The sequence below is a fragment of the Actinomadura violacea genome, from assembly GCF_017573465.1.
In the GTDB taxonomy this organism is placed as follows: Bacteria; Actinomycetota; Actinomycetes; order Streptosporangiales; family Streptosporangiaceae; genus Spirillospora; species Spirillospora violacea.
On the sequence record NZ_JAGEPF010000021.1, the window covers coordinates 97074 to 117283 of the forward strand.

Below are 20210 nucleotides of genomic sequence, written 5' to 3' on the forward strand. Positions count from 1 at the left end.
GCGCTCCGCCGGGGGTCAGATGCCCTCGGCGGACAGCAGCTGCCAGAAGTGCTGGATGGACGCGGCGCGGGTGCCGAGCTCGCGGCCGGAGTAGGTCCACCGGCCGCGCAGCCGCCACGGCCGCCCCGCGCCGTCCTGCACGTAGACCTGGAGCGGGAAGCAGGCGTCGTGCGCGCGGATGACGCCTGCCGGGTCGACGGACGGGGCGAGCCGGGGCTCGCCCTCGCACCGCACGCCCATCACGGACGTGCGCGGGTCCTGGCGCAGCAGTCCCTGCGTCAGGTCGTACACGAGTACGGAGACGTAGTCGGGTCCGAGCCACCTGAGGTCTGGCACCGTCTCGGGCGGGGGGAACCCGTACAGTTCTGGACCGACGGTCACAGCCCGCACGGTAGCGCTCCGTGCACGCTTTCGTCACTAGTTTCCCAGCGGGTTCTTGCGCCGCGGGGCCCCGGCCGGGCGGCGGCTACTCCGTCCCGCGGCAGGCGGCCCGCATCGCCTCCCAGCCGGCGAGCTTGACGCGTTCGCCGCGGTCGAGGCTGCGGGCGAGGGCGATCTCGGCGGCGTCGAGGTTGAGCCAGCCGGCGTAGGTGACGACGGGCAGCCCGCGCGCCTCCAGCAGCTCCTCGATGGTGCGCTTGGGCGCCGTGTCGGTGCCCTCCAGGTCCGCCAGGAGGTTACGGACCGTCTCCGCCGCGTCGGACTTGTTGGTGCCGACGACCCCGGACGGGCCGCGCTTGATCCAGCCGGCGACGTACTCGCGGGGGACGGGGGAGCCGTCCGCGGCGAGGATGCGGCCGCCGTCGTTCGGCACGGTGAAGGACTTCTCGTCGAACGGGACGCCCTCCAGCGGGACGCTCTGGTAGCCGACCGAGCGCAGCACCAGCCCGACCGGCAGCGTCTCGAACTCGCCGGTCCCGGTGACGCGGCCCGACTCGTCCAGCGCGGTCTTCTCCAGCCGCAGGCCCTCGACGCGGTCGGTGCCGAGGATCTCGGCGGGGGCACGCCAGAACCGGACGTCGATGTGCCGGGTGCGCCCGGCGGCGGGCTCGCCCGTCCAGCCGTTCAGCACCTTGATGTTGCCGCGCACGTGCCGGTCGCTCTCGGCGAGCTCCGCGCTGGCGGGGTCGAGGTCCATGTCCTCGGGGCTGACGTGGATGCTGGCGTTGTCCAGCTCGCCGAGCTCGCGGGCCTCCTTGGTGGTGAACTTCGCCTGCGCGGGGCCGCGCCGCCCGATCATGTGGACGCGCTTCACCCGGCTCTTGCTCAGCGCGTCGATGACCTGCTCGGGGACGTCGGTGGCGCGCAGCTCCTCCGCCGTCTTGGCGAGGATCCGCACGACGTCGACGGCGACGTTGCCGACGCCGATGACGGCGGCCTCCTCGACCGTCAGGTCGAAGGCGTGGCCGGCGGCGTCGGGGTGCCCGCAGTACCAGTTGACGAAGTCGGTGGCGGCGATGCTGCCGGGCAGGTCCTCGCCGGGGATCCGCATCTGCCGGTCGACCATCGCGCCGGTGGAGTAGATGACGGCGTCGTAGCAGTCGAGCAGGTCGGCGCGGGTGACGTCGCGGCCGAGCTCGACGCAGCCGAAGAAGCGCACCGCGGGGTCCTCCAGGACCCGCTGCAGGTACTTGGCGATCGACTTGATCGACGTGTGGTCCGGCGCGACGCCGTAGCGGACCAGGCCGTACGGGGTCGGCAGCCGGTCGAACACGTCCACCCGGACGTTCCCGCCGGTCTGCTTCACGAGGGCCTCGGCGGCGTAGATGCCGGCGGGCCCGGAGCCGATCACCGCGACGAGCACAGGGGTAGCCATGCGCGTATTGTGCCGACCCGCACGCCAAAAGAACACCGTGACACCGGTCACGAGAACCCCTCGGACCGCCCGTCAGGCCGGGACGGGCGCGGTGTGGGGACTTTCCGGGCGAGGTGCCGGGGCTTTCCGGGTGCGGTGTCAGGACTTTCCCGCGGCGGTGGCGAGCCCGACGCGGCTGTGGTGGCGGCCGTAGGCGAAGTAGATGATCGCGCCGATCACCATCCAGGCCAGGAACCGGTACCAGGTCTCCAGCGGCAGGTTGATCATGACGAAGAGGCAGCCCAGCACCGACAGGATCGGGATCACCGGGACGAGCGGGGTGCGGAACGCGCGCGGCAGGTCGGGGCGGGTGCGGCGCAGGATCAGCACGCCGACCGAGACCAGCAGGAACGCGAACAGGGTGCCGATGTTGACCAGCTCGGCGAGCTTGGCCAGCGGGATGAACCCGGCGAGCACGGCGACGACGCCGCCCATGATCACCGTGGACAGCCAGGGGGTGCCGAACCGCGGGTGGATGACCGACAGCCACGGCGGCAGCAGCCCGTCCCGGCTCATCGCGAAGAACACCCGGCTCTGCCCGAGCAGCAGGATGAGCACGACGGCGATGAGGCCGACGACGGCGCCGACGTCGATGATCGTGGCGAACACCGAGTGCCCGACGGCCTTGAACGCGTCCGCGAGCGGCGCGGCGTCGGAGAGCTTCTTGTAGTTCTGCATCCCGGCGACGACGGTCGACACCGCCGCGTAGAGGATCGCGGTGATGACGAGGGAGCCGATCAGCCCGATCGGCAGGTCGCGCTGCGGCCGGCGGGCCTCCTCGGCGGCGGTGGCGACGATGTCGAAGCCGATGTAGGCGAAGAACACGATGGCGATCGCGGCGAAGATGCCGAGCCAGCCGTAGCTCACCGGGGTGATCCCGAAGATCACCTGCATCAGCGGCGCCGCCGCGCCCTTCACCGACGGGTTCGGCTGCGACGGCGGGATGAACGGGTGGTAGTTCTCGCCCTTGATGAAGAAGGCGCCGGCCACGATGACCAGCAGGACGACGGCCACCTTCACCACGACGACGACCGCGTTGACCCGGGAGGAGATCTTCACCCCGAGGACGAGCAGCGCCGTCACCACCAGCACCAGCGCGATCGCCGGGACGTTGACGACGCCGCCGTTGCTGCCCGGCGGGTTGAGGATCGCCGCCGGCAGGTGCACGCCGGCGCTGTCCAGCAGCGAGGCGAAGTACCCCGACCAGCCGACCGACACCACTGCCGCGCCGAGCGCCAGCTCCAGGATGAGGTCCCAGCCGATGATCCAGGCGGGGAACTCGCCGAGGGTGGCGTAGGAGAAGGTGTAGGCCGAGCCCGCGACCGGGACGGTGGAGGCGAACTCGGCGTAGCACAGCGCGGCCAGCGCGCACACGACGGCGGCGAGGATGAACGACAGCGCGACCGCCGGGCCCGCCTTGTCCTTGGCGACCTGGCCGGTGAGGACGAAGATGCCGGTGCCGACGATGACGCCGATGCCGAACACGACGAGGTCGAGCGCGGACAGGTCGCGGCGCAGCCGGTGCCCGGGTTCCTCGGTGTCCTTGATCGACTGTTCGACCGACTTGGTGCGCAGCAGGTTCATCGTCGGCTCCTCGGCGTCACGTCGTTGTGACACCCCTATGCCCGCATGCGCGCCGCTTATGATCGCCCACCGCCCGCGGTCGCGCGGGCGGTGGGCGGTCCGCGGCTCAGGCGGGCAGGGAGGCGACGCCGGGCGCGAGGAAGCGGCGGCCGGCCGCCTTCTCGGCGACGCCCGACCGGTCCAGGTACGGGGTGATGCCGCCGAGGTGGAACGGCCAGCCGGCGCCGAGGATCATGCACAGGTCGATGTCCTCGGCCGCCGCGACGACGCCCTCGTCCAGCATGATCCGGATCTCGTCGGCGAGCGCGGCGAGCGCCCGGCCGAGCACCTGCTCCTCGGTGGACGGGCTCGTCCCGCCGCCGAAGATCGCGACGACCTCGGGGTCGAGGGAGAAGTCGGGCAGATAGACGCCCCGCTTGCCCGCCGCGACCATCTTCGCCAGGTTCTCCGACAGCGGGAACCGGTCCGGGAACGCGCCGTGCAGCGTCTCGTTGACGTGCAGCGCGATCGCCGGGCCGACCAGCCCCATCAGCACGAACGGCGGCATCGGCAGGCCGAGCGGCGCGGCGGCGCGCTCGGCGACCTCGATCGGCGTGCCCTCGTCGACCGTCTGGACGATCTCGGCGAGCAGCCGCAGCAGGACGCGGTTGACGACGAACGCCGGGGCGTCCTTCACCAGCACGCAGGACTTCTTCAGCGCCTTGCCGGTGGCGAACGCGGTGGCGAGGGCCGCGTCGTCGGTCTTCTCGCCGCGGACGATCTCCAGCAGCGGCAGCACGGCGACCGGGTTGAAGAAGTGGAAGCCGACGACCCGCTCGGGGTGCCTCAGCTTCGACGCCATCTCGCTCACCGACAGCGAGGAGGTGTTGGTGGCGAGGACGCAGTCGGCGGAGACGTGCTCCTCGACCTCGGCGAACACCTTCTGCTTGACCGACATCTCCTCGAACACGGCCTCGATGACGAAGTCGGCGTCGGCGAACGCGTCCTTGGTCAGCGAGCCGGTGATGAGCGCCTTCAGCCGGTTGGCCTTGTCGGGGGAGAGGCGGCCCTTGCCGAGCAGCTTGTCGATCTCGCCGTGCGCGTAGCCGACGCCCTTGTCGAGGCGCGCCTGGTCGAGGTCGGTCAGCACGACCGGCACCTCCAGGCGGCGCGCGAACAGCAGCGCGAGCTGCGAGGCCATCAGGCCCGCGCCGACGACGCCGACCTTGGTGACCTTGCGGGCCAGGGACTTGTCGGGCGCCCCGGCGGGACGCTTCGCCCGCTTCTGGGTGAGGTCGAACGCGTACAGCCCGGCGCGCAGTTCGTCGCTCATGATGAGGTCGGCGAGCGCCTCGTCCTCGGCGGCGAAGCCCTCGTCGCGGCTGCGGTCCTTCGCGGCGGCGACCAGGTCGAGCGCGCGGGTGAAGGACGGCGCGGCGCCGTGCAGCTTGCCTTCGAGGTTCCAGCGGGCCATCGCGACGGCGTCGTCCCACGCCTTGCCCTTGTCGACCGCGGGCCGGGTCACCGTGATCTCGCCGTTGAGGACGCGGGCCGTCCAGGCCAGCGACTCCTCCAGGAAGTCGGCCGAGTCGAAGATCGCGTCGGCGATGCCCAGCTCGTAGGCCTGCCGGCCCTTCAGCATCCGGTTCTGCGCGAGCGGGTTGTCGATGACGACCTGCAGCGCCTTCTCCGCGCCGATCAGGTTCGGCAGCAGGTAGGTGCCGCCCCAGCCGGGCACCAGGCCGAGGAACGCCTCGGGCAGCGCGAACGCCGGCACGCCGGACGAGATCGTCCGGTAGGCGCAGTGCAGGCCGATCTCGACGCCGCCGCCCATCGCCGCGCCGTTGTAGTAGGCGAACGACGGGACGCCCAGCTCGCCGAGCCGCCGGAACACCTCGTGCCCGAGCTTGCCGATGGCCCGCGCGTCCGCGTGGTCCGCGATCAGCGGCACGCCCTTGAGGTCGGCGCCGACCGCGAAGATGAACGGCTTGCCGGTGACGCCGACGGCGGCGATGTCGTCGCGCCCGGCGATCCGGTCGAGGGCCGCGTCCAGCTCGGCGAGGCCGTTCGGGCCGAAGGTGTTCGGCTTGGTGTGGTCGTGGCCGTTGTCGAGCGTGATCAGCGCGAGCGTGCCCGCGCCGTAGGGCAGCGCCACGTCCCGGACGTAGGCGTGCGTGACGACCTCGTCGCCGAATACTTCTGCCAGGCTGCTCACTTGGCGCCTTCCCAGTTCACGTTCTCCCACAGGACGGTCCCGCCCATGCCCATGCCCACGCACATCGTCGTCAGCCCGTAGCGGACGTCGGTGCGCTCGCCGAACAGCCGGGCCAGCTGGTTCATCAGCCGCACGCCGGACGAGGCGAGCGGGTGGCCGAGCGCGATCGCGCCGCCCCACGGGTTCACCCGCACGTCGTCGTCGGAGATCTTGAAGTGCTCCAGGAACGCCAGCACCTGTACCGCGAACGCCTCGTTGATCTCGATGAGGCCGATGTCGTCCATGGTCAGGGAGTTGCGGGCGAGCAGCTTCTCGGTCGCGGGGACGGGCCCGACGCCCATCACCTCCGGCTCGACGCCGGCGAAGGAGAAGTCGACCAGCCGCATCCGCGGCGCGAGGCCGAGGTCGCGGGCGACGTCCTCGGCCGCGAGCAGGCAGGCGGTCGCGCCGTCGTTGAGGCCCGCGGCGTTCCCGGCGGTGACGTTGCCGTGCACGCGGAACGGGGTCTTGAGCCGGGCGAGGTCGTCCATCGTGGTGCCGGGCCGCGGCGGCTCGTCCTCGGTGGCGAGGCCCCAGCCCTGCTCGGCGGAGCGGATCGCGGTCGGGACCAGGTCCGGCTGGATCTTCCCGGCGGCGTAGGCGGCGGCGACCTTCTGCTGGCTGCGCACCGCGTAGGCGTCGGCGCGCTCCTTGGTGATCTGCGGGAACCGGTCGTGCAGGTTCTCCGCGGTCGAGCCCATGACCAGCGCGGACGGGTCGACGAGCCGGTCGGCGAGGAACCGCGGGTTCGGGTCGACGCCCTCGCCCATCGGGTGCCGGCCCATGTGCTCGACGCCGCCGGCGATGGCGACGTCGTAGGAGCCGAACGAGATGCCGGCGCCGGTGGTGGTGACGGCGGTCATCGCGCCCGCGCACATCCGGTCGATGGCGAAGCCGGGGACGCTCTTCGGCAGCCCGGCGAGCACGGCGGCGGACCGTCCGATGGTCAGGCCCTGGTCGCCGGTCTGGGTGGTGGCGGCGATCGCGACCTCGTCCACCCGCTCGGGCGGGAGGGACGGGTTGCGCCGCATCAGCTCGCGGATCGCGCGGACGACCAGGTCGTCGGCGCGGGTCTGCGCGTACTGGCCCTTCGGGCCGGCCTTGCCGAACGGCGTGCGTACGCCGTCGACGAACACGACGTCGCGTGCGGTGCGAGGCACGGGTCGTCCTCCCTGCGGATGGGCGGTGTGGTGGAAGCGTCGAGCCCCGTGCCGCCCGGCGCGTCCGTCTGGAGCGGATGGCCGTCGATCGGGCGGCACGAGTGCCCGCACCCGCGATGCTACTCGCTGGTAACCGCAAAGGCTACTCGTCAGTAACCACTGACGCGCCGGTGCCCTTGTTCGGCCGCCCGACTCGTGGGTAACGTGGCTCGAAATCACCGGAGGAGGCGCGGTGACGCACGCGAGGCCCGTATACCGGCCGGGACTGCGCCGGCGGATCGGGCACGTCCGCGACCTCGCCGCCCTCCTGCTGCGCACGGGACTCCTGCTGTCCGGCGGGCCGCGCCGCGTCGGCCGCCAGCTCGGCGCGCTGCGCCGCTGGGGCACCACCCTCGCCGGCGTCCTCGCCGCCGCGGCCGCGCACTCGCCCTCCCGCCCCGCCCTCATCGACGACGAGGGCGTGCTCACCTTCGGCGAGCTCGACGACCGCACCACCCGCCTCGCCATCGGGCTGCCGCTGCACGGCCCCCGCCCCCGCGTCGGCGTGCTGTGCCGCAACCACCGCGGCATGGTCGAGACGCTCGTCGCGTGCAGCAAGCGCGGCGCCGAGGTCGTGCTGCTCAACACCGGCTTCGGCACCGGCCAGCTGCGCGCCGTGCTCGGCGAGCTGCGGCCCGCGCTGATCGTCGCGGACGCCGAGTTCGCGCCGCTGCTGGCCGGCGTGCCGATCGCGCTGCGCCGCACCGTCCTGTGGGCCGACCGGCGGCCCCGCCCGTCCGCCGGGCCCGGTGCACCGCTGGCCGCGCCCGTCGCCGCCCCGCTCGCCACGGCCCCACCCCGTCCGGGCTCCGCCGCCGACGCGCCCGCCGCCGCCGAGACCGGGCCGAGCATCGACGAGGTGATCTCCGCGGTGCCCGCGCCCGAGACCGCGCCCGGACCGCCGCAGATCCAGAGCCGGACGATCATGCTCAGCTCCGGCACCACCGGCCGCCCCAAGGGCGCCCGCCGCCCGCCCCGCCCCGGGCTGTGGCCGCTGGCCTCGATGACCTCCCGGATCCCGCTGCGCACCCGGCAGACCATGATCATCGAGGCGCCGCTGTTCCACACCTGGGGCTACGCCGCGCTCCAGATGGCGTGGGCGCTGCGCGCCCCGATCGTCCTGCACCGGCGGTTCGACCCGGAACGGACGCTGCGCGCCATCGCCTCCCACCGCGACGCCGCCGTGTTCGCCGTCCCCGTCATGCTGCAGCGGATCCTGGAGCTGGCGCCGCAGATCCGCGAGCTGTACGACACCTCGTCGCTGCGGATCGTCGCGCTCAGCGGCGCCGCCCTGCCCGGCGACCTCGCCACCCGGTTCATGGACGCGTTCGGCGACCGGCTCTACAACGTCTACGGGTCCACTGAGGCGTCCTGGGTGTCCATCGCCACCCCGCGCGACCTGCGGACCGACCCGCGCACCGCGGGCCGCCCGCCCCGCAACACCTCGCTCGTCATCGTCGGCGCCGACGGCCGCCGCGCCGGCCGCTCCACCATCGGGGAGATCTTCGCCGCCAACGAGTTGCTCTTCGAGGGGTACACCGGCGGCGAGCCGATGCAGGTCCGCGACGGGCTGCTCGCCACCGGCGACCTCGGCCACATCGACCACCGCGGCCTGCTGTTCGTCGACGGCCGCGCCGACGGCATGGTCGTCTCCGGCGGCGAGAACGTCGTGCCGCGCGACGTCGAGGACGCCATCCTGCGGCTCCCCGAGGTCCACGAGGCCGCCGTGATCGGCGTCCCCGACGACGACTGGGGCCAGCGCCTCGCCGCGTTCATCGTGCTGCGGCCCGGCGCCCGCCTCGACGCCGAGGCCGTCCGCGCCCACGTGCACGAGCAGGTCGCCCGGTACGCGGCGCCGCGCGACGTCCACTTCATCCCCGAGCTGCCGCGCAACGCCACCGGCAAGGTCGTGCACCGCTGGCTGACCGCCGGCACCGAGCGGCCCCGCCCCGAGGGCCGCGTCGACTGGCCGCAGCCGCCGCCCTGGCCGCTGCCCGCCGAGAACGCCGGCTGACGCCTCACGCGGGCACGGCTGCGTCACCCGGGCACGGCGGCGTCATGCGGGCACGGCGGCCTCCCGCTCGGCCGCCGGCAGCCGGACCGTGATCGACAGCCCGCCGCCCCGCCGCGGCACCGTCTCGATCGTCCCGCCGTGCGCCCCGACCACCGCCCGCACGATCGACAGGCCGAGGCCCGCGCCCTCCGCCGACCCCACCCGGTCCGCCCGCAGCCGCCGGAACGGCTCGTAGATCCGCTCCGCCTCGTACCCCGGGACCGCCCGCCCCGTGTTCACCACCTGCAGGAACGCCTCCCCGCCCCGGACGCCGGTGCGCACCCACACCCGGCCGTCCCGCACGTTGTACTTCACCGCGTTCTCCAGCAGGTTCATCGCGCACCGCTCCAGCAGCACCGGATCGCCCGCCACCTCCGCCGGCGCCAGCCGCGCCTCCACGTCCACCTCGCCGGTCCGGCCGTCCAGGTCGCCGAGCGCGCCGCGCACCACGTCCGGCAGCGGCGTCGGCGTGCGCGCGGTGAGCTCCCGCTCCGACCGCGCGAGCAGCAGCAGGCCCTCGATCAGCCGCTCGTGCCGCTCGGTGTTGCCGAGCAGCACGTCCGCGAGCGCCTTGGTCTCCGGCGGGTTCCGCCGGCTGGCGAGGGCGACCTCCAGGACCGTCCGGTTGATCGTCAGCGGCGTGCGCAGCTCGTGCGAGGCGTTCGCGACGAACCGGCGCTGCGCGTCGAACGCCCGGTTCAGCCGGTCCAGCATCCGGTCGAACGTGTCCGCCAGGTCCTTGATCTCGTCCTGCGGGCCGTCCAGCGCGATCCGCTCGTGCAGGGTGCTCTCCGACAGCCGCCGCGCCGTCGCCGTCACCTTGTTCAGCGGGCGCAGCATCCGCCCCGCCACCAGGTACCCGATCACCACCGCCAGGACGCCGAGCACCACCATCGTCAGCAGCGACGTCTGCAGGAGCCCTTCCAGCACGTCGTGCTTCTGCTGCGCCAGCCGCCGGTCCGCGTCCGCCTTCACCGCGAGGATCTGGCTGAAGTCCTTCGACGCCACGAGCACCCGCAGCTTCGCGGCGACCTGCGGGTCCACGCTCGTCCGCTCGGGCAGCCGCTGGTCGAGTGTCCGCGCCGTCAGGACGTACATCACCGCGACCAGCACCGCCGACGTCACCAGGAACAGCGCCCCGTACACCAGCGTCAGCCGCGTCCGGACGCTCAGCCGCGGCGCCCGCACCCTCCCGCGCACCGTCACGGCGCCTCCAGCCGGTACCCCGACCCGGTGACCGTCTCGATCACCGCGGGCGCGCCCAGCTTGCGGCGCAGCGTCGCCATCGTCACCCGGACGATGTTGCTGAACGGGTCGATGTTCTCGTCCCACGCCCGCTCCAGCAGCCGCTCGGCGCTCACCACCCCGCCCTCCGCGCGCAGCAGCTCCTCCAGCACCGCGAACTCCTTGTTCGTCAGCCGCAGCTCCCGGCCGTCGCGCGCCACCCGCCGCCGGTGCGGGTCCAGCCGGATCCCGCGGCCCTCCAGCACCGGCGGCACCGGCGCCCCCGACCGCCGCGCCAGCGCCCGCACCCGCGCCACCAGCTCGCCGAACACGAACGGCTTCGGCAGGTAGTCGTCGGCGCCGAGCGACAGGCCGGCCACCCGGTCCTCGACGTCCCCGGCCGCCGTCAGCATCAGGATCCGCGCCGGCGCGCGCCGTCCCGCCAGCTCCCGGCACACCTCGTCGCCGTGCACGGTCGGCAGGTCCCGGTCCAGCACGACCACGTCGTACTCGTTGTAGGACGCCCGGTCGAGCGCGTCGTCCCCGTCGTACACGACGTCGACCGCCATGGCCTCTTCCCGCAGGCCCTCGGCGATCGTGTCCGCGAGCACCCGCTCGTCCTCCACGATCAGCACACGCATGCGGCGAGCATGACCGAACCAGGGTTAAACCCGGATAAGAGCGGCGCGCCGCCCCGCGGTCAGGGCTTGCGCGCGACGCCGCCCGCGCAGGCCACCGGGGCGACCTCGCCCTCCGGACCCGGGTCGGGGCGCCACCGCGTCACCGACACCACCCCGGGCGGCAGCACGTCCAGGCCGTCGAGATAGCGGGCGATCTGCCGGGGGCTGCGCGGCGTGTACGGGACGGCGCCGCTGCCGGCGTTGAACGCCTCGATGGCCTGCATGTACGCCGGATCGTCGTTCGTACCGTCGTAGACCGCCACGTAACTGCCCGACGTCAGCGGCTCCACCAGCCGCCGGACGATGCCGCGGGCCTGGTCGTAGTCCTGCACGAGCCCGAGGATGCCCATCAGCATCAGCCCGACCGGCTCCTCGAAGTCCAGCGTCCGCGCCGCCCCGGCCAGGATCGGGTCGGGGTCGCGCACGTCCGCCTCGATGTAGTCGGTGGCGCCCTCGGGACTGCTGGTCAGCAGCGACCGGGCGTGCACCAGCACCAGCGGGTCGTTGTCGACGTACACGATGCGCGCCTCGGGCGTGATCCGCTGCGCGACCTCGTGGGTGTTGTCCATCGTCGGCAGCCCCGTGCCGATGTCGAGGAACTGCCGGATCCCCGCCTCGGCGGCCAGGAAGCGCACCACCCGCGTCAGCATCTGCCGGGAGCGGCGCGCCATGTCCACCATCCCGGGGAACGACTGGAAGACCTGCTCGCCCGCCTGCCGGTCGACGGGGAAGTTGTCCGTGCCGCCCAGCAGGAAGTTCCAGACCCGCGCCGAATGCGGCACGGTCGTGTCGATCTCGGGTCGTGGCTCCATGCCAGCTCCTCGGTCCCGGAACGCGCGTCGGCGGCCCCGACCGGATCGTTCCCTGATCGGGGCCGGGATACCCGCCAAGCGCAACGCCGGGGCCGCCGGGCTAGCGCCGCCAGCAGGTGTAGGAGATCGTCGCGGTCCCGCCCGGCGCGAACGCGACCGACCCGCCGCCGCCCCCGCCGACGTAGCAGAGCACCGTCGGCCGCACCACCACGCTCACCGTCGTCGAACGCCCCGCCTTGAGCGTCCCGCCGCCGGACGCGCTGACCCGTCCGCCCCGCGACCGCACCGACGCCACCGCCCAGTGGACCGTCCCGCCCACCGCCGTCAGCCGCACCGGGCACGACCGCGGCAACCCCGCCACCCCGATCCCGTGGCACCCGCCGTCGCTCACCGACAACCGCCCGGCCCCGCCGCCGCCCCCGCCCCCGTGCGGCGCGCGCCGGGTCGGCTTCTCGGCGGCGGGCGCGTCCTTCCCCTTCTTCTTCTCGCCCTTCCCCTTCCGCCCGTCCTTCTGCGGCGGCGACGGCGTCACCGTCGCAGGCGGACTCGGCTCCTCCGTCGTCGGCGCCGTCGCCGCCGCCTGCGGCGCGGGCCCGGGCTTCGCGTCCCCGCCCCCCGACTCGAACGCCACGACCAGCCCGGCCGTCAGCACCGCCGCTGCCGCCGCCCCCATCACCACGATCCGCCTGCGCCCCCGCACGGGCCTGCGGCATTCGTCGCGCACCACCTCGTACAGCCAGTCCCGGAACGTTCCCGCGTCCGGGACGTCCGCCCCCTTCGCCCGCAGCGCGAGCAGCGCCGACCGCACCGCCTGCACCGCCCGGTCATGCTCGCCGAGCAGCCCCTCCGCGTACTCGACGAGCTCGGGCCCGTACACGTTGTAGACGTGGCCGACCGCTCCGGGCCGCTGCGCCCGGAGCCCCTCGACCAGCCGGAAGTCCTCGTTCAGCGGGGGCGCGGCGTTGCTGGGCACGAACGGATTATGGCCGACCGCGCACGCAGGGTTATGTGCCCTAACTGCACACTCCACCCCGCCCCTTTATCACCAAACCAAAACCTCGGCCCTTCCGCCGCGACGGGCACCTTCCGCGTGACCCTGCCGAGCCGGATCGGTGATCAGGTCGTGTCGAGGGAGTTCAGGAAGGCGGTCATCTCGTTCGCGACGAGATCGGGCCTTTCGAGACCGCACAGGTGGCCGAGTTCGCTCAGCAGGACCGCGCGGCCTCCGGGGATCCGCCGCACGTCATCGAGCTGTTTCGCCTGGTCCACGACGACGTCTTTGCCGCCGAGTATGTAGCAGGTCGGTACGCGCAGCCCGGGCAGTTCGTCGGCCTGGCTCGTCAGGGCGCCTCCGGCGAGCCAGCCGTGCCACATCTCCTCCGTCACGGTGAGCATGCTGTCGGTCAGGCGTGACGTCTTCGACGGGTCCACGGAGATCGCCGCGACTCCTTGCGCGAGGGCCTCGGCGTCGCCGTACACGGCGTCGAACCCGGCGATCACCTCGTCCTCGGCGGTCGTCCCGGCGGCATTCCACGGGACGATGCCGATCAGCGCCCGCACCTGGTCCGGATGGTCGAGCGCGAGGCGCAGCGCGATCGCACCGCCGAGCGAGCAGCCGGCCAGGTGGTAGCCGTCGGCGCCCGCCTCCTTGATCGCGTCGTGCAGCGTCGCGGCCAGCGAGGGCAGCATCCCGTCCGCCGGTGCGTTCCTGGACCCGCCATGTCCGGGCAGGTCGAAGACCAGGACGCGGAGCCCGCCCAGGTGACGCGCGATTCCGGTCATCAGTTCGGCCGAGGCGCCGAATCCCGGCAACATGACGAGCGTCTGCGGACCCTGGCCATGCTCTTCCCAGTAAATGCCTGAACCGCTGTGCGGCATCGCATTCTCCTCAGCTCGGTGGAAGTCCCGTCAGGTGGTCATCGGCCCACTTTCGCCGCAGCCGGAGACCGGCGGCTTGTACGAATGTCCTTCGTCCTCCGCTCGCCTAGCATGGGGCGATGCGGTCCACCGTGCACGGAGGCGACGACGCGGCGGTGTGGGACGTCGCCTACCCGGCGCGGCCCAGCCGGATGGCCGGTGTCGCCTTCGCGGGGTTCAGCCGGGGCGGGAGCGCGGCGGACCACCGGCTCGTTCCGCACGCGAGCGTGATCGTCGCCCTGGACTTCGGTGCCGGCCCGCCCCTCGTCGAGGACGCCGCCGGCCGGCGGTTCCAGGGAAGCCTCGTCGGCGGTCTCGGGTACAGCGGCTCGGTCTGGGTGCGGGGCGAGAACATCCAATGCGTGCAGGTCCGCCTGTCCCCGCTGGTCGCCCGCGCGGTCCTGGACGTCGGCCCCGTCGACCTGGACGGCTCGGTGGTGTCGTTGGGCGACCTGTGGGGCCGGCAGGCGTCGCGGCTCAGCGAGCGCCTGCACGATCTCTCCTCCTGGGAGGACCGCTTCGCGCTGATCGAGGCGTCCGTCGCCGACCGGTACGAGACGGGGCCGGCGCTGGACCCGGAGGTGGTCCGAGCCTGGGACCGGATCGTCGCCGGCCGCGGCCGGGTCAGGGTCGAAGCCCTGGCCGCCGAGCTCGGATGGAGCCGCAAACGCCTGTGGGCCCGGTTCCGCGAGCAGATCGGGCTGCCGCCCAAGCGCGCCGCGAAACTGGTCCGCTTCGACCATGCCGCGCACCGCCTGTCCGTGGGCCATGACCCCGCGCGGGTCGCGGCCGACGGCGGTTACACCGACCAGTCCCACCTGCATCGGGACGTCATGGCGTTCGCCGGGACGACCCCGGCGGCCCTGGCCGAGGAGAGCCGCCGGACCACGGCGGCGCTCGCGGAATCGGCCGGACCTCTGAAGAGCCCCGCCCCTGCCGAGCCCGCGAACTCCAACGCGGTGGTGGCAAGGCCGGGACCAGCCTGGGCCATGTGCAACCAGTGACCTCGGAGCAGCGGCGCTGACCACTCGAGCGGAACATTTCTCCAATACGGCCGGCTGCGCGGTTGCGATTGTGGCGCCATGTCTGGTCATGAAGGAGAACGCTCATGCGGTTGAAGCGTTGTGCCGCCCTCGTCGCCGCCGCGCTGATCGGGGTCGCCCCCTCGGCGCCTGCGCACGCGACGGGCGGACCGTCCCGTGATGCCTCGTTGCGGGCACAGATCCAGAACCTCGTCAACGCCGACGGCATCCCTGGCGTTGTCGCGGTCACAAGCCGCGACGGGCGCCTGGTCCGGACGGCCGCGGGCCTCGCGGACATCCCGTCACGCCGGACGATGCGCCCCGGCGACCGATTCAGGATCGCCTCCATCACCAAGACCTTCGTGGCCGCGGTGGTCCTGCAACTGGTCGCGGAGCACAAGCTCGCCCTCGACCAGCCGATCGCGGGGCTCCTGCCCGAACCGGTACAGCACGCCGACCAGATCACCGTGCGGGAACTACTCGACCACACCAGCGGACTCTTCGACTACTCGAACGATCCCCGCTTCGACTCCGGTGCCGACTACACCCCCGCGCAGCTCATCGCCCTGAGCGCTGAGCACTCGCCCTACTTCGCGCCCGGCACCGGCTTCTACTACTCGAGCACCAACTACATCGCCCTCGGCGAAATCGTTCACCACGTCACCGGCCACACGACCCAGGACGAAGTGCGGACGCGCCTGATCCGCGCCCTCCACCTGAACGCCACGACCTTCCCCACCACGACCACGATCGCGCCCAGGCAGGCGCACGGCTACGTTTTCGCCGCTCCGCTGCCGCCCCGTTCGGATCCCGCACTCGACGCGACCACCCGGACGAGCGCCGGCGCGGCCGGAGCCGCAGCCGCGATGGTGTCGACCGGCGACGACGTCAACCGATTCCTCGGAGCACTCCTCGGCGGGCGACTCGTCCCAGCGCACCTGCTCACGAAAATGAAGCGGCCCACCCCAGGAGCCGACGCGTTCTTCGCCGCCGCCGGTATCCCCGGAATCGGCTACGGCCTCGGCCTAATGAGCGCCTCGACTCCCTGCGGAACTGCGTACGGCTCAATGGGAGACATCGACGGATACACGTCCACCGTGATGCAACTCGGCCACCGCCGCGCCGCACTCCTCATGAACACCAATTCCCTGCAGCCCTCACTGCGCGGAAAGACGCTCTCCATAGCCGAGCAACAACTCTGCCCCGCCGACTAACCGACGCCAAGAACCCCAGCGCCTACTCGGGCTGTGCGAGCGCCTCGTCCCACACATTTCCGCCGTCTGCCCAGGTCCACAGCCACTGACGCAGGGACGGCGCCGCGTAGCGCAGGCCGTCGTGAGGATCCTGGCCCCAGTCCGGTTCCCAGCCATCGGCGTCCCAGAGCAGCACCGGATGATCGACCGCTATCAGCGAGACGTACCACGCCATGGTGCAGCCACCCCCCGTCAGGAAGAACCACGAGGCCGGCGACTCCCACCCTGGCCGCTGGGCATGGATGGTGGTCGCGCAAGGCCAGTCCGGCACATACCAGTGCGGAATGCGGCGCGGTGTCAACGATGCGAGGCCGCCTTCCGGCCCGAACCCGCCATCACCGATCTCGGTGTAGATGCGCCGGAGTAACTGGGGCAGCCGATACCCGAGCTTCTGTTCTGCGCCCTCTATATCGGCAGTCGTGAGGCGAGGAAAAGGCTTGTCCGGGAGGCAGCCTCGGGCGGGGATCGCGCCTCCTGCTCCCCACGCGAGAGAGTGCAGCCTCTCAAGAAGCAAGTCATCGTCCGAAGCGGTACGGCGAGGCGCATCGGTCACGAACTGGAACTGTAGTATCCCGAGCCGCGAGGTTCACGTGGATCCCAATCGAGTTCCCAACATCGCCTGTTCCGGCGTCTGCTCCACTTCGGTGCGCGGATGCTCCGGCCCGGTGCGTTCCTCATCCCGGACGAGGGCATCACGTGCAGCGGTGCGAGCGACTCCTTCGGACGTTTCTGCTGGTGAGAGGCTCGTCCGGCGACGTCTCCCGACTTACTCCGATCCCGTCAGAGCTAGCGCGGCTAATGCAGGTTTAACGCGGAGGTGGGTTTGGTGGGGGCGCTGGGTCGTGGGGTCCGGCGGAGAGGGAGACATGGGGCGTTCGGTTCGGGTGTTCGTGGTGGTCGGGGTCGTGCTGTTCGGTGGGGCGGCGTGTGGGGGCGGGGGTGACGGGGGCGGGGTGGCGAGTGCCGGGGGAGCGGCGGCCAAGGCGTCGGCGTCGCCGAGCCGGTCGTTGAGTGCGGAGGACGCGCAGCTGAAGTTCGCGCAGTGCATGCGGCAGAACGGTGTGGACGTGCCAGACCCCGGGAGCGGGCACGCGGAGACGATGCGGATCGGGAAAGGGTCCGACAGGGAGAAAGTGCAGGCCGCGCTGAAGAAATGCCAGTCGTGGTTGCAGGCGGGCGGGAAGATGCCGGACCTGAAGGACCCGAAGGTGCGGGACCAGTTCGTGAAGTTCGCGCAGTGCTTGAGAGAGCACGGGGTCGATATGAAGGATCCGGATCCCGACGGGACGATCCGGATTCCGGCGGGGATGGCCGATCCGGCGACGGTGAACAAGGCGCGGGAGGCGTGCAGGGCGCTCGCGCCGGGGGCCGGGAAGTGAGGCGCGCGGTGGCGGCGGGAGGGGCCGCGGCCGTGGTGGTGGCGGCCGGCGGGGGAGCGCTCGCCTGGACGTCGGACGGCGGGCACCGCGCGGAGGCGCGCGAGGTGCGGCTCGGCACGGCGGTCGTGACCAGGGGCGATCTCGTCGACACCGAGAAGGTGGACGGCAAGCTCACCTACGGCGACGAGCGGGAGGTGTGGGCAGGGACGTCGGGGGTCGTGACGTGGGCTCCGGAGCAGGGCGCGACGGTCAGGAGGGGCGGGACGCTGCTGGAGGTCGCGGGGGATGCGGTCGCGCTGATGTACGGCGGTGTTCCGATGTACCGGGTCCTCCGGGACGGCGACTCGGGGAAGGACGTCCGGGAGCTGGAGGAGAACCTGCGGGCGCTCGGGTACGGCGGGATGACCGTGGACGGGGAGTTCACCGGCGCCACCGAAGCCGCGGTCGAGAGGTGGCAGGACGACCGGGGCCTGGAGAGGACCGGGACGGTCGCGCCCGGGCAGGTGGTGTTCCTCAAGGGCGCCGTGAAGGTGAAGGAGGTCAGGGCGCCGGAGGGGAAGCGGGCCGTGCAGGGGCAGCCGGTGCTGACGGTGGCGGGGACGCGGCGGGTCGTGCACATCGACTTGGACGCCGACAAGCAGGACATGGCGCGCAAGGGGGAGCGGGTGCGGGTCGAGCTGCCCGGCGGGACGACGGTGAAGGGGACGGTCGGCGAGGTCGGGAGCGTGGCCGAGACGACGGGGTCGGGGCAGGACCAGAAGACCACCGTGGGCGTCGAGGTGTCGCTCGGCGGGAAGGGGACGGGCCGGCTGGACGAGGCGCCGGTCACCGTGGAGCTGGAGAGCGAGCGGCGGAGGAACGTCCTTTCGGTGCCGGTGGAGGCGTTGCTGGCGCTCCGGGAGGGCGGGTTCGGGGTGGAGGTCGTGGACGGGGCGCGGCGGCGGCTCGTCCCGGTGAGGACGGGGGCGTACGGCGGCGGGCGGGTCGAGGTCGCGGGCGACGGGGTCCGCGAGGGCGCGACGGTGGGGGTGCCGGCCGAATGAGGGTCGAGGGTGACGCCATCGTGGAGCTGGCCGGGGTGACCAAGGAGTACGGGAGCGTCGCGGCGCTGCGCGGCGTGGACCTGGTGATCGGGTCGGGGGAGCTGGTCGCGATCGTCGGGCCGTCCGGGTCGGGGAAGTCGACGCTGCTGCACGTGATCGGGACGCTGGACCGGCCGACGGCGGGACGGGTCAGGGTGGCCGGGCACGACGTGGCAGGGCTGGGCGACCGGGAGCTGTCGGCGCTACGGGCGCGGCACATCGGGTTCGTCTTCCAGCAGTTCCATCTCGCGCCGGGTGTCACCGCGCTCGACAACGTCGCCGACGGGCTGCTCTACGGCGGCGCGGGGCTGAAGGAGCGGCGCAAGCGCGCGCGGGAGGCGCTGGAGCGGGTGGGGCTCGGCGACCGGGCCGGGCATCGGCCGCATCAGCTGTCGGGCGGTGAGCAGCAGCGGGTGGCGGTGGCGCGCGCGGTGGCGGGCGGGCCGGACCTGCTGCTGGCCGACGAGCCGACGGGCAACCTCGACACGGCGGCGGGGGCCGGGGTGCTGGCGCTGCTGGACGAGCTGAACCGGGCCGGCACCACCGTCGCGATCATCACCCATGACCGGGACGTCGCGGCCCGCGCGCCGCGCCGGATCCGGGTCCGGGACGGCCTGGTCGTCGAGGACGAGCCGGCGGGCGCCCGGTGAGCGGGCTCGTCCCGGCGCGGCTCGGGCCGCGGGACGTGGTGCGGGCCGGGTTCGCGGGGCTGCGGGCGCGTCCGGCGCGCGCGGTGCTGTCGGCGCTCGGCATCGCCATCGGGATCGCGACGATGGTGGCGGTCATCGGGATCTCGGCGTCGAGCAGGGAGGACCTGCTGCGGCGCCTGGACCGGCTCGGCACGAACCTGCTGACGGCCAAGCCGGGCAGCACGCTGTTCGGCGACCAGGCGGAACTGCCTTCGACGGCCCCGGAGATGGTGCGGCGGATCGGCCCGGTCACCGGCGTCGGCGCTACCGGGGCGGTGGACGCGACGGTGCGCCGCACCGACCGGATCCCGGTGGAGGTGACGCAGGGCATCGCGGTGCAGGCGGCCTCGCCGGACCTGCTCGCGACGCTCGGCGCCGGCACCGCGAGCGGCCGGTGGCTCGACGCGGCCACCGAGCGGTATCCGGGGATGGTGCTCGGCTCGGAGGCGGCGCGGCGGCTCGGTGTCGACCGGGCGGGCGGCCGGGTGTTCGCCGGCGGCCGGTGGTTCGTGGTGCTGGGCGTGCTGCGGCCCGCCGAACTGGCGCCGGAGATCGACCGGTCCGCGCTGGTCGGCTGGGACGCGGCGCGGCGCTACCTCGGCTTCGACGGGCATCCGACGACGGTCTACGAGCGGTCCACGGACGCGTCGGTCGACGACGTCCGCGACGTCCTGGCCCGCACCGTGAACCCCGAGCACCCCGAGGAGGTCGAGGTCGCCCGGCCGTCGGACGCGCTGCGGGCGAAGGCGGAGGCGGCGGGCGCGTTCACCGGGCTGCTGCTCGGGCTCGGCGCGGTGGCGCTGCTGGTCGGCGGCGTCGGGGTGGCGAACACGATGGTCGTCTCGGTGCTGGAGCGGCGCCGCGAGATCGGGCTGCGCCGCTCGCTCGGCGCCACCCGCGGCCAGGTGCGGACGCAGTTCCTCGCCGAGTCGCTGCTGCTGTCGGCGTCCGGCGGGGCGGTGGGCGCACTGCTCGGCGCCGCGGTGACCGCGGGGTTCGCGGCGGCGAAGGGCTGGCCGCCGGTGCTGCCGGCGTGGGCGCCGGCCGGCGCGCTCGGCGCGACCCTGCTGATCGGGACGGCCGCCGGCCTGTACCCGGCGGTACGGGCGGCGCGGCTGCCGCCGACGGTCGCGCTCGCCGCCGCCTGAAGCGCCGGAGGCCGAGGGGCGGGGCGTCTCTGGCCCCGGTCCGGCGGGCCGGTGCATGATGGGGGCGCCGACGACGTCCT

The 20210-nt window shown here is 73.1% G+C and carries 18 protein-coding genes; 7 read left to right on the forward strand and 11 right to left on the reverse strand.

Features of this window, described 5'->3' with window-relative positions:
* Positions 1-15 precede the first annotated feature (15 nt).
* The 5 genes from J4709_RS32430 to J4709_RS32450 all read right to left on the reverse strand — a co-directional run bounded on the left by J4709_RS32430 (position 16) and on the right by J4709_RS32450 (position 6832).
* Positions 16-381 (reverse strand): hypothetical protein, encoded by a 366-nt coding sequence (locus J4709_RS32430; protein ID WP_208246416.1) that lies wholly within the window; start codon positions 379-381, stop codon positions 16-18.
* A gap of 85 nt (positions 382-466) precedes the next feature.
* Positions 467-1816 (reverse strand): FAD-dependent oxidoreductase, encoded by a 1350-nt coding sequence (locus J4709_RS32435; RefSeq protein WP_208246418.1) that lies wholly within the window; start codon positions 1814-1816, stop codon positions 467-469.
* A gap of 138 nt (positions 1817-1954) precedes the next feature.
* Positions 1955-3439: an amino acid permease gene (locus J4709_RS32440; RefSeq protein WP_208246420.1), complete on the reverse strand. Its 1485-nt coding sequence runs from the start codon at positions 3437-3439 to the stop codon at positions 1955-1957.
* A 106-nt stretch (positions 3440-3545) separates the two neighbouring features.
* Positions 3546-5633 (reverse strand): 3-hydroxyacyl-CoA dehydrogenase NAD-binding domain-containing protein, encoded by a 2088-nt coding sequence (locus J4709_RS32445; protein ID WP_208246422.1) that lies wholly within the window; start codon positions 5631-5633, stop codon positions 3546-3548.
* Positions 5630-6832, reverse strand: a complete 1203-nt coding sequence (locus J4709_RS32450; RefSeq protein ID WP_208246424.1) for a thiolase family protein — start codon at positions 6830-6832, stop codon at positions 5630-5632. The genes J4709_RS32445 and J4709_RS32450 overlap by 4 nt, the downstream gene beginning before the upstream one ends.
* Positions 6833-7064: 232 nt before the next feature.
* Between J4709_RS32450 and J4709_RS32455 the strand changes: the two genes are divergently transcribed.
* Positions 7065-8885, forward strand: a complete 1821-nt coding sequence (locus tag J4709_RS32455) for an AMP-binding protein (protein ID WP_307801733.1) — start codon at positions 7065-7067, stop codon at positions 8883-8885.
* A gap of 42 nt (positions 8886-8927) precedes the next feature.
* Here J4709_RS32455 and J4709_RS32460 read toward each other — a convergent pair whose 3' ends face one another.
* From J4709_RS32460 to J4709_RS32480, 5 genes are all read right to left on the reverse strand, one after another.
* The gene (locus tag J4709_RS32460; RefSeq protein ID WP_307801735.1) at positions 8928-10130 is read right to left on the reverse strand and encodes a sensor histidine kinase; all 1203 of its coding nucleotides are present in this window, start codon (positions 10128-10130) and stop codon (positions 8928-8930) included.
* Positions 10127-10789 (reverse strand): response regulator transcription factor, encoded by a 663-nt coding sequence (locus J4709_RS32465; protein WP_208246425.1) that lies wholly within the window; start codon positions 10787-10789, stop codon positions 10127-10129. The genes J4709_RS32460 and J4709_RS32465 overlap by 4 nt, the downstream gene beginning before the upstream one ends.
* A gap of 59 nt (positions 10790-10848) precedes the next feature.
* Positions 10849-11640: an SAM-dependent methyltransferase gene (locus tag J4709_RS32470; protein WP_208246427.1), complete on the reverse strand. Its 792-nt coding sequence runs from the start codon at positions 11638-11640 to the stop codon at positions 10849-10851.
* A gap of 100 nt (positions 11641-11740) precedes the next feature.
* Positions 11741-12613 carry an RNA polymerase sigma factor gene (locus tag J4709_RS32475; protein WP_208246429.1) on the reverse strand — a complete coding sequence of 291 codons (873 nt, stop codon included), beginning with the start codon at positions 12611-12613 and terminating at the stop codon, positions 11741-11743.
* Between the two features lie 143 nt (positions 12614-12756).
* The gene (locus J4709_RS32480) at positions 12757-13518 is read right to left on the reverse strand and encodes an alpha/beta fold hydrolase (protein WP_307801736.1); all 762 of its coding nucleotides are present in this window, start codon (positions 13516-13518) and stop codon (positions 12757-12759) included.
* Between the two features lie 119 nt (positions 13519-13637).
* Here J4709_RS32480 and J4709_RS32485 point away from each other — a divergent pair, with 119 nt between their 5' ends.
* Both J4709_RS32485 and J4709_RS32490 read left to right on the forward strand, forming a co-directional pair.
* A complete protein-coding gene (locus tag J4709_RS32485; protein WP_208246433.1) occupies positions 13638-14561 on the forward strand; it encodes a helix-turn-helix domain-containing protein in 924 nt (307 codons plus the stop codon).
* Positions 14562-14665: 104 nt separating this feature from the next.
* A complete protein-coding gene (locus J4709_RS32490; protein ID WP_208246436.1) occupies positions 14666-15793 on the forward strand; it encodes a serine hydrolase domain-containing protein in 1128 nt (375 codons plus the stop codon).
* 22 nt (positions 15794-15815) lie between these two features.
* On the opposite strand, the gene J4709_RS32495 is transcribed toward J4709_RS32490, so the two are convergent.
* Positions 15816-16385: an SMI1/KNR4 family protein gene (locus J4709_RS32495; RefSeq protein WP_208246438.1), complete on the reverse strand. Its 570-nt coding sequence runs from the start codon at positions 16383-16385 to the stop codon at positions 15816-15818.
* A gap of 313 nt (positions 16386-16698) precedes the next feature.
* On the opposite strand from J4709_RS32495, the gene J4709_RS53800 reads away from it, so the two are divergent.
* The 4 genes from J4709_RS53800 to J4709_RS32510 are packed head-to-tail and all read left to right on the forward strand — an operon-like array spanning position 16699 to position 20130.
* The gene (locus tag J4709_RS53800) at positions 16699-17211 is read left to right on the forward strand and encodes a hypothetical protein (protein ID WP_232384368.1); all 513 of its coding nucleotides are present in this window, start codon (positions 16699-16701) and stop codon (positions 17209-17211) included.
* Between the two features lie 8 nt (positions 17212-17219).
* Positions 17220-18254 (forward strand): peptidoglycan-binding protein, encoded by a 1035-nt coding sequence (locus J4709_RS53805; protein WP_307801738.1) that lies wholly within the window; start codon positions 17220-17222, stop codon positions 18252-18254.
* Positions 18251-18943, forward strand: coding sequence for an ABC transporter ATP-binding protein (locus J4709_RS32505; protein ID WP_208246442.1), 693 nt, complete (start codon positions 18251-18253; stop codon positions 18941-18943). The genes J4709_RS53805 and J4709_RS32505 overlap by 4 nt, the downstream gene beginning before the upstream one ends.
* Entirely contained in the window at positions 18940-20130 is a 1191-nt protein-coding gene (locus J4709_RS32510) for an ABC transporter permease (RefSeq protein ID WP_208246444.1), read from the forward strand. Before J4709_RS32505 ends, J4709_RS32510 begins: the two co-directional genes overlap by 4 nt.
* Positions 20131-20210: the final 80 nt, after the last annotated feature.

Excerpts from the sequence above, each read along its gene's own strand:
- J4709_RS32435 (WP_208246418.1), bottom strand. The coding sequence starts at position 1,816 with ATGGCTACCCCTGTGCTCGTCGCGGTGATCGGCTCCGGGCCCGCCGGC.
- J4709_RS32440 (WP_208246420.1), bottom strand. The coding sequence starts at position 3,439 with ATGAACCTGCTGCGCACCAAGTCGGTCGAACAGTCGATCAAGGACACC.
- J4709_RS32465 (WP_208246425.1), bottom strand. The coding sequence starts at position 10,789 with ATGCGTGTGCTGATCGTGGAGGACGAGCGGGTGCTCGCGGACACGATC.
- J4709_RS32470 (WP_208246427.1), bottom strand. The coding sequence starts at position 11,640 with ATGGAGCCACGACCCGAGATCGACACGACCGTGCCGCATTCGGCGCGG.
- J4709_RS32480 (WP_307801736.1), bottom strand. The coding sequence starts at position 13,518 with ATGCCGCACAGCGGTTCAGGCATTTACTGGGAAGAGCATGGCCAGGGT.
- J4709_RS32485 (WP_208246433.1), top strand. The coding sequence starts at position 13,638 with ATGCGGTCCACCGTGCACGGAGGCGACGACGCGGCGGTGTGGGACGTC.
- J4709_RS32490 (WP_208246436.1), top strand. The coding sequence starts at position 14,666 with ATGCGGTTGAAGCGTTGTGCCGCCCTCGTCGCCGCCGCGCTGATCGGG.
- J4709_RS53800 (WP_232384368.1), top strand. The coding sequence starts at position 16,699 with ATGGGGCGTTCGGTTCGGGTGTTCGTGGTGGTCGGGGTCGTGCTGTTC.
- J4709_RS32505 (WP_208246442.1), top strand. The coding sequence starts at position 18,251 with ATGAGGGTCGAGGGTGACGCCATCGTGGAGCTGGCCGGGGTGACCAAG.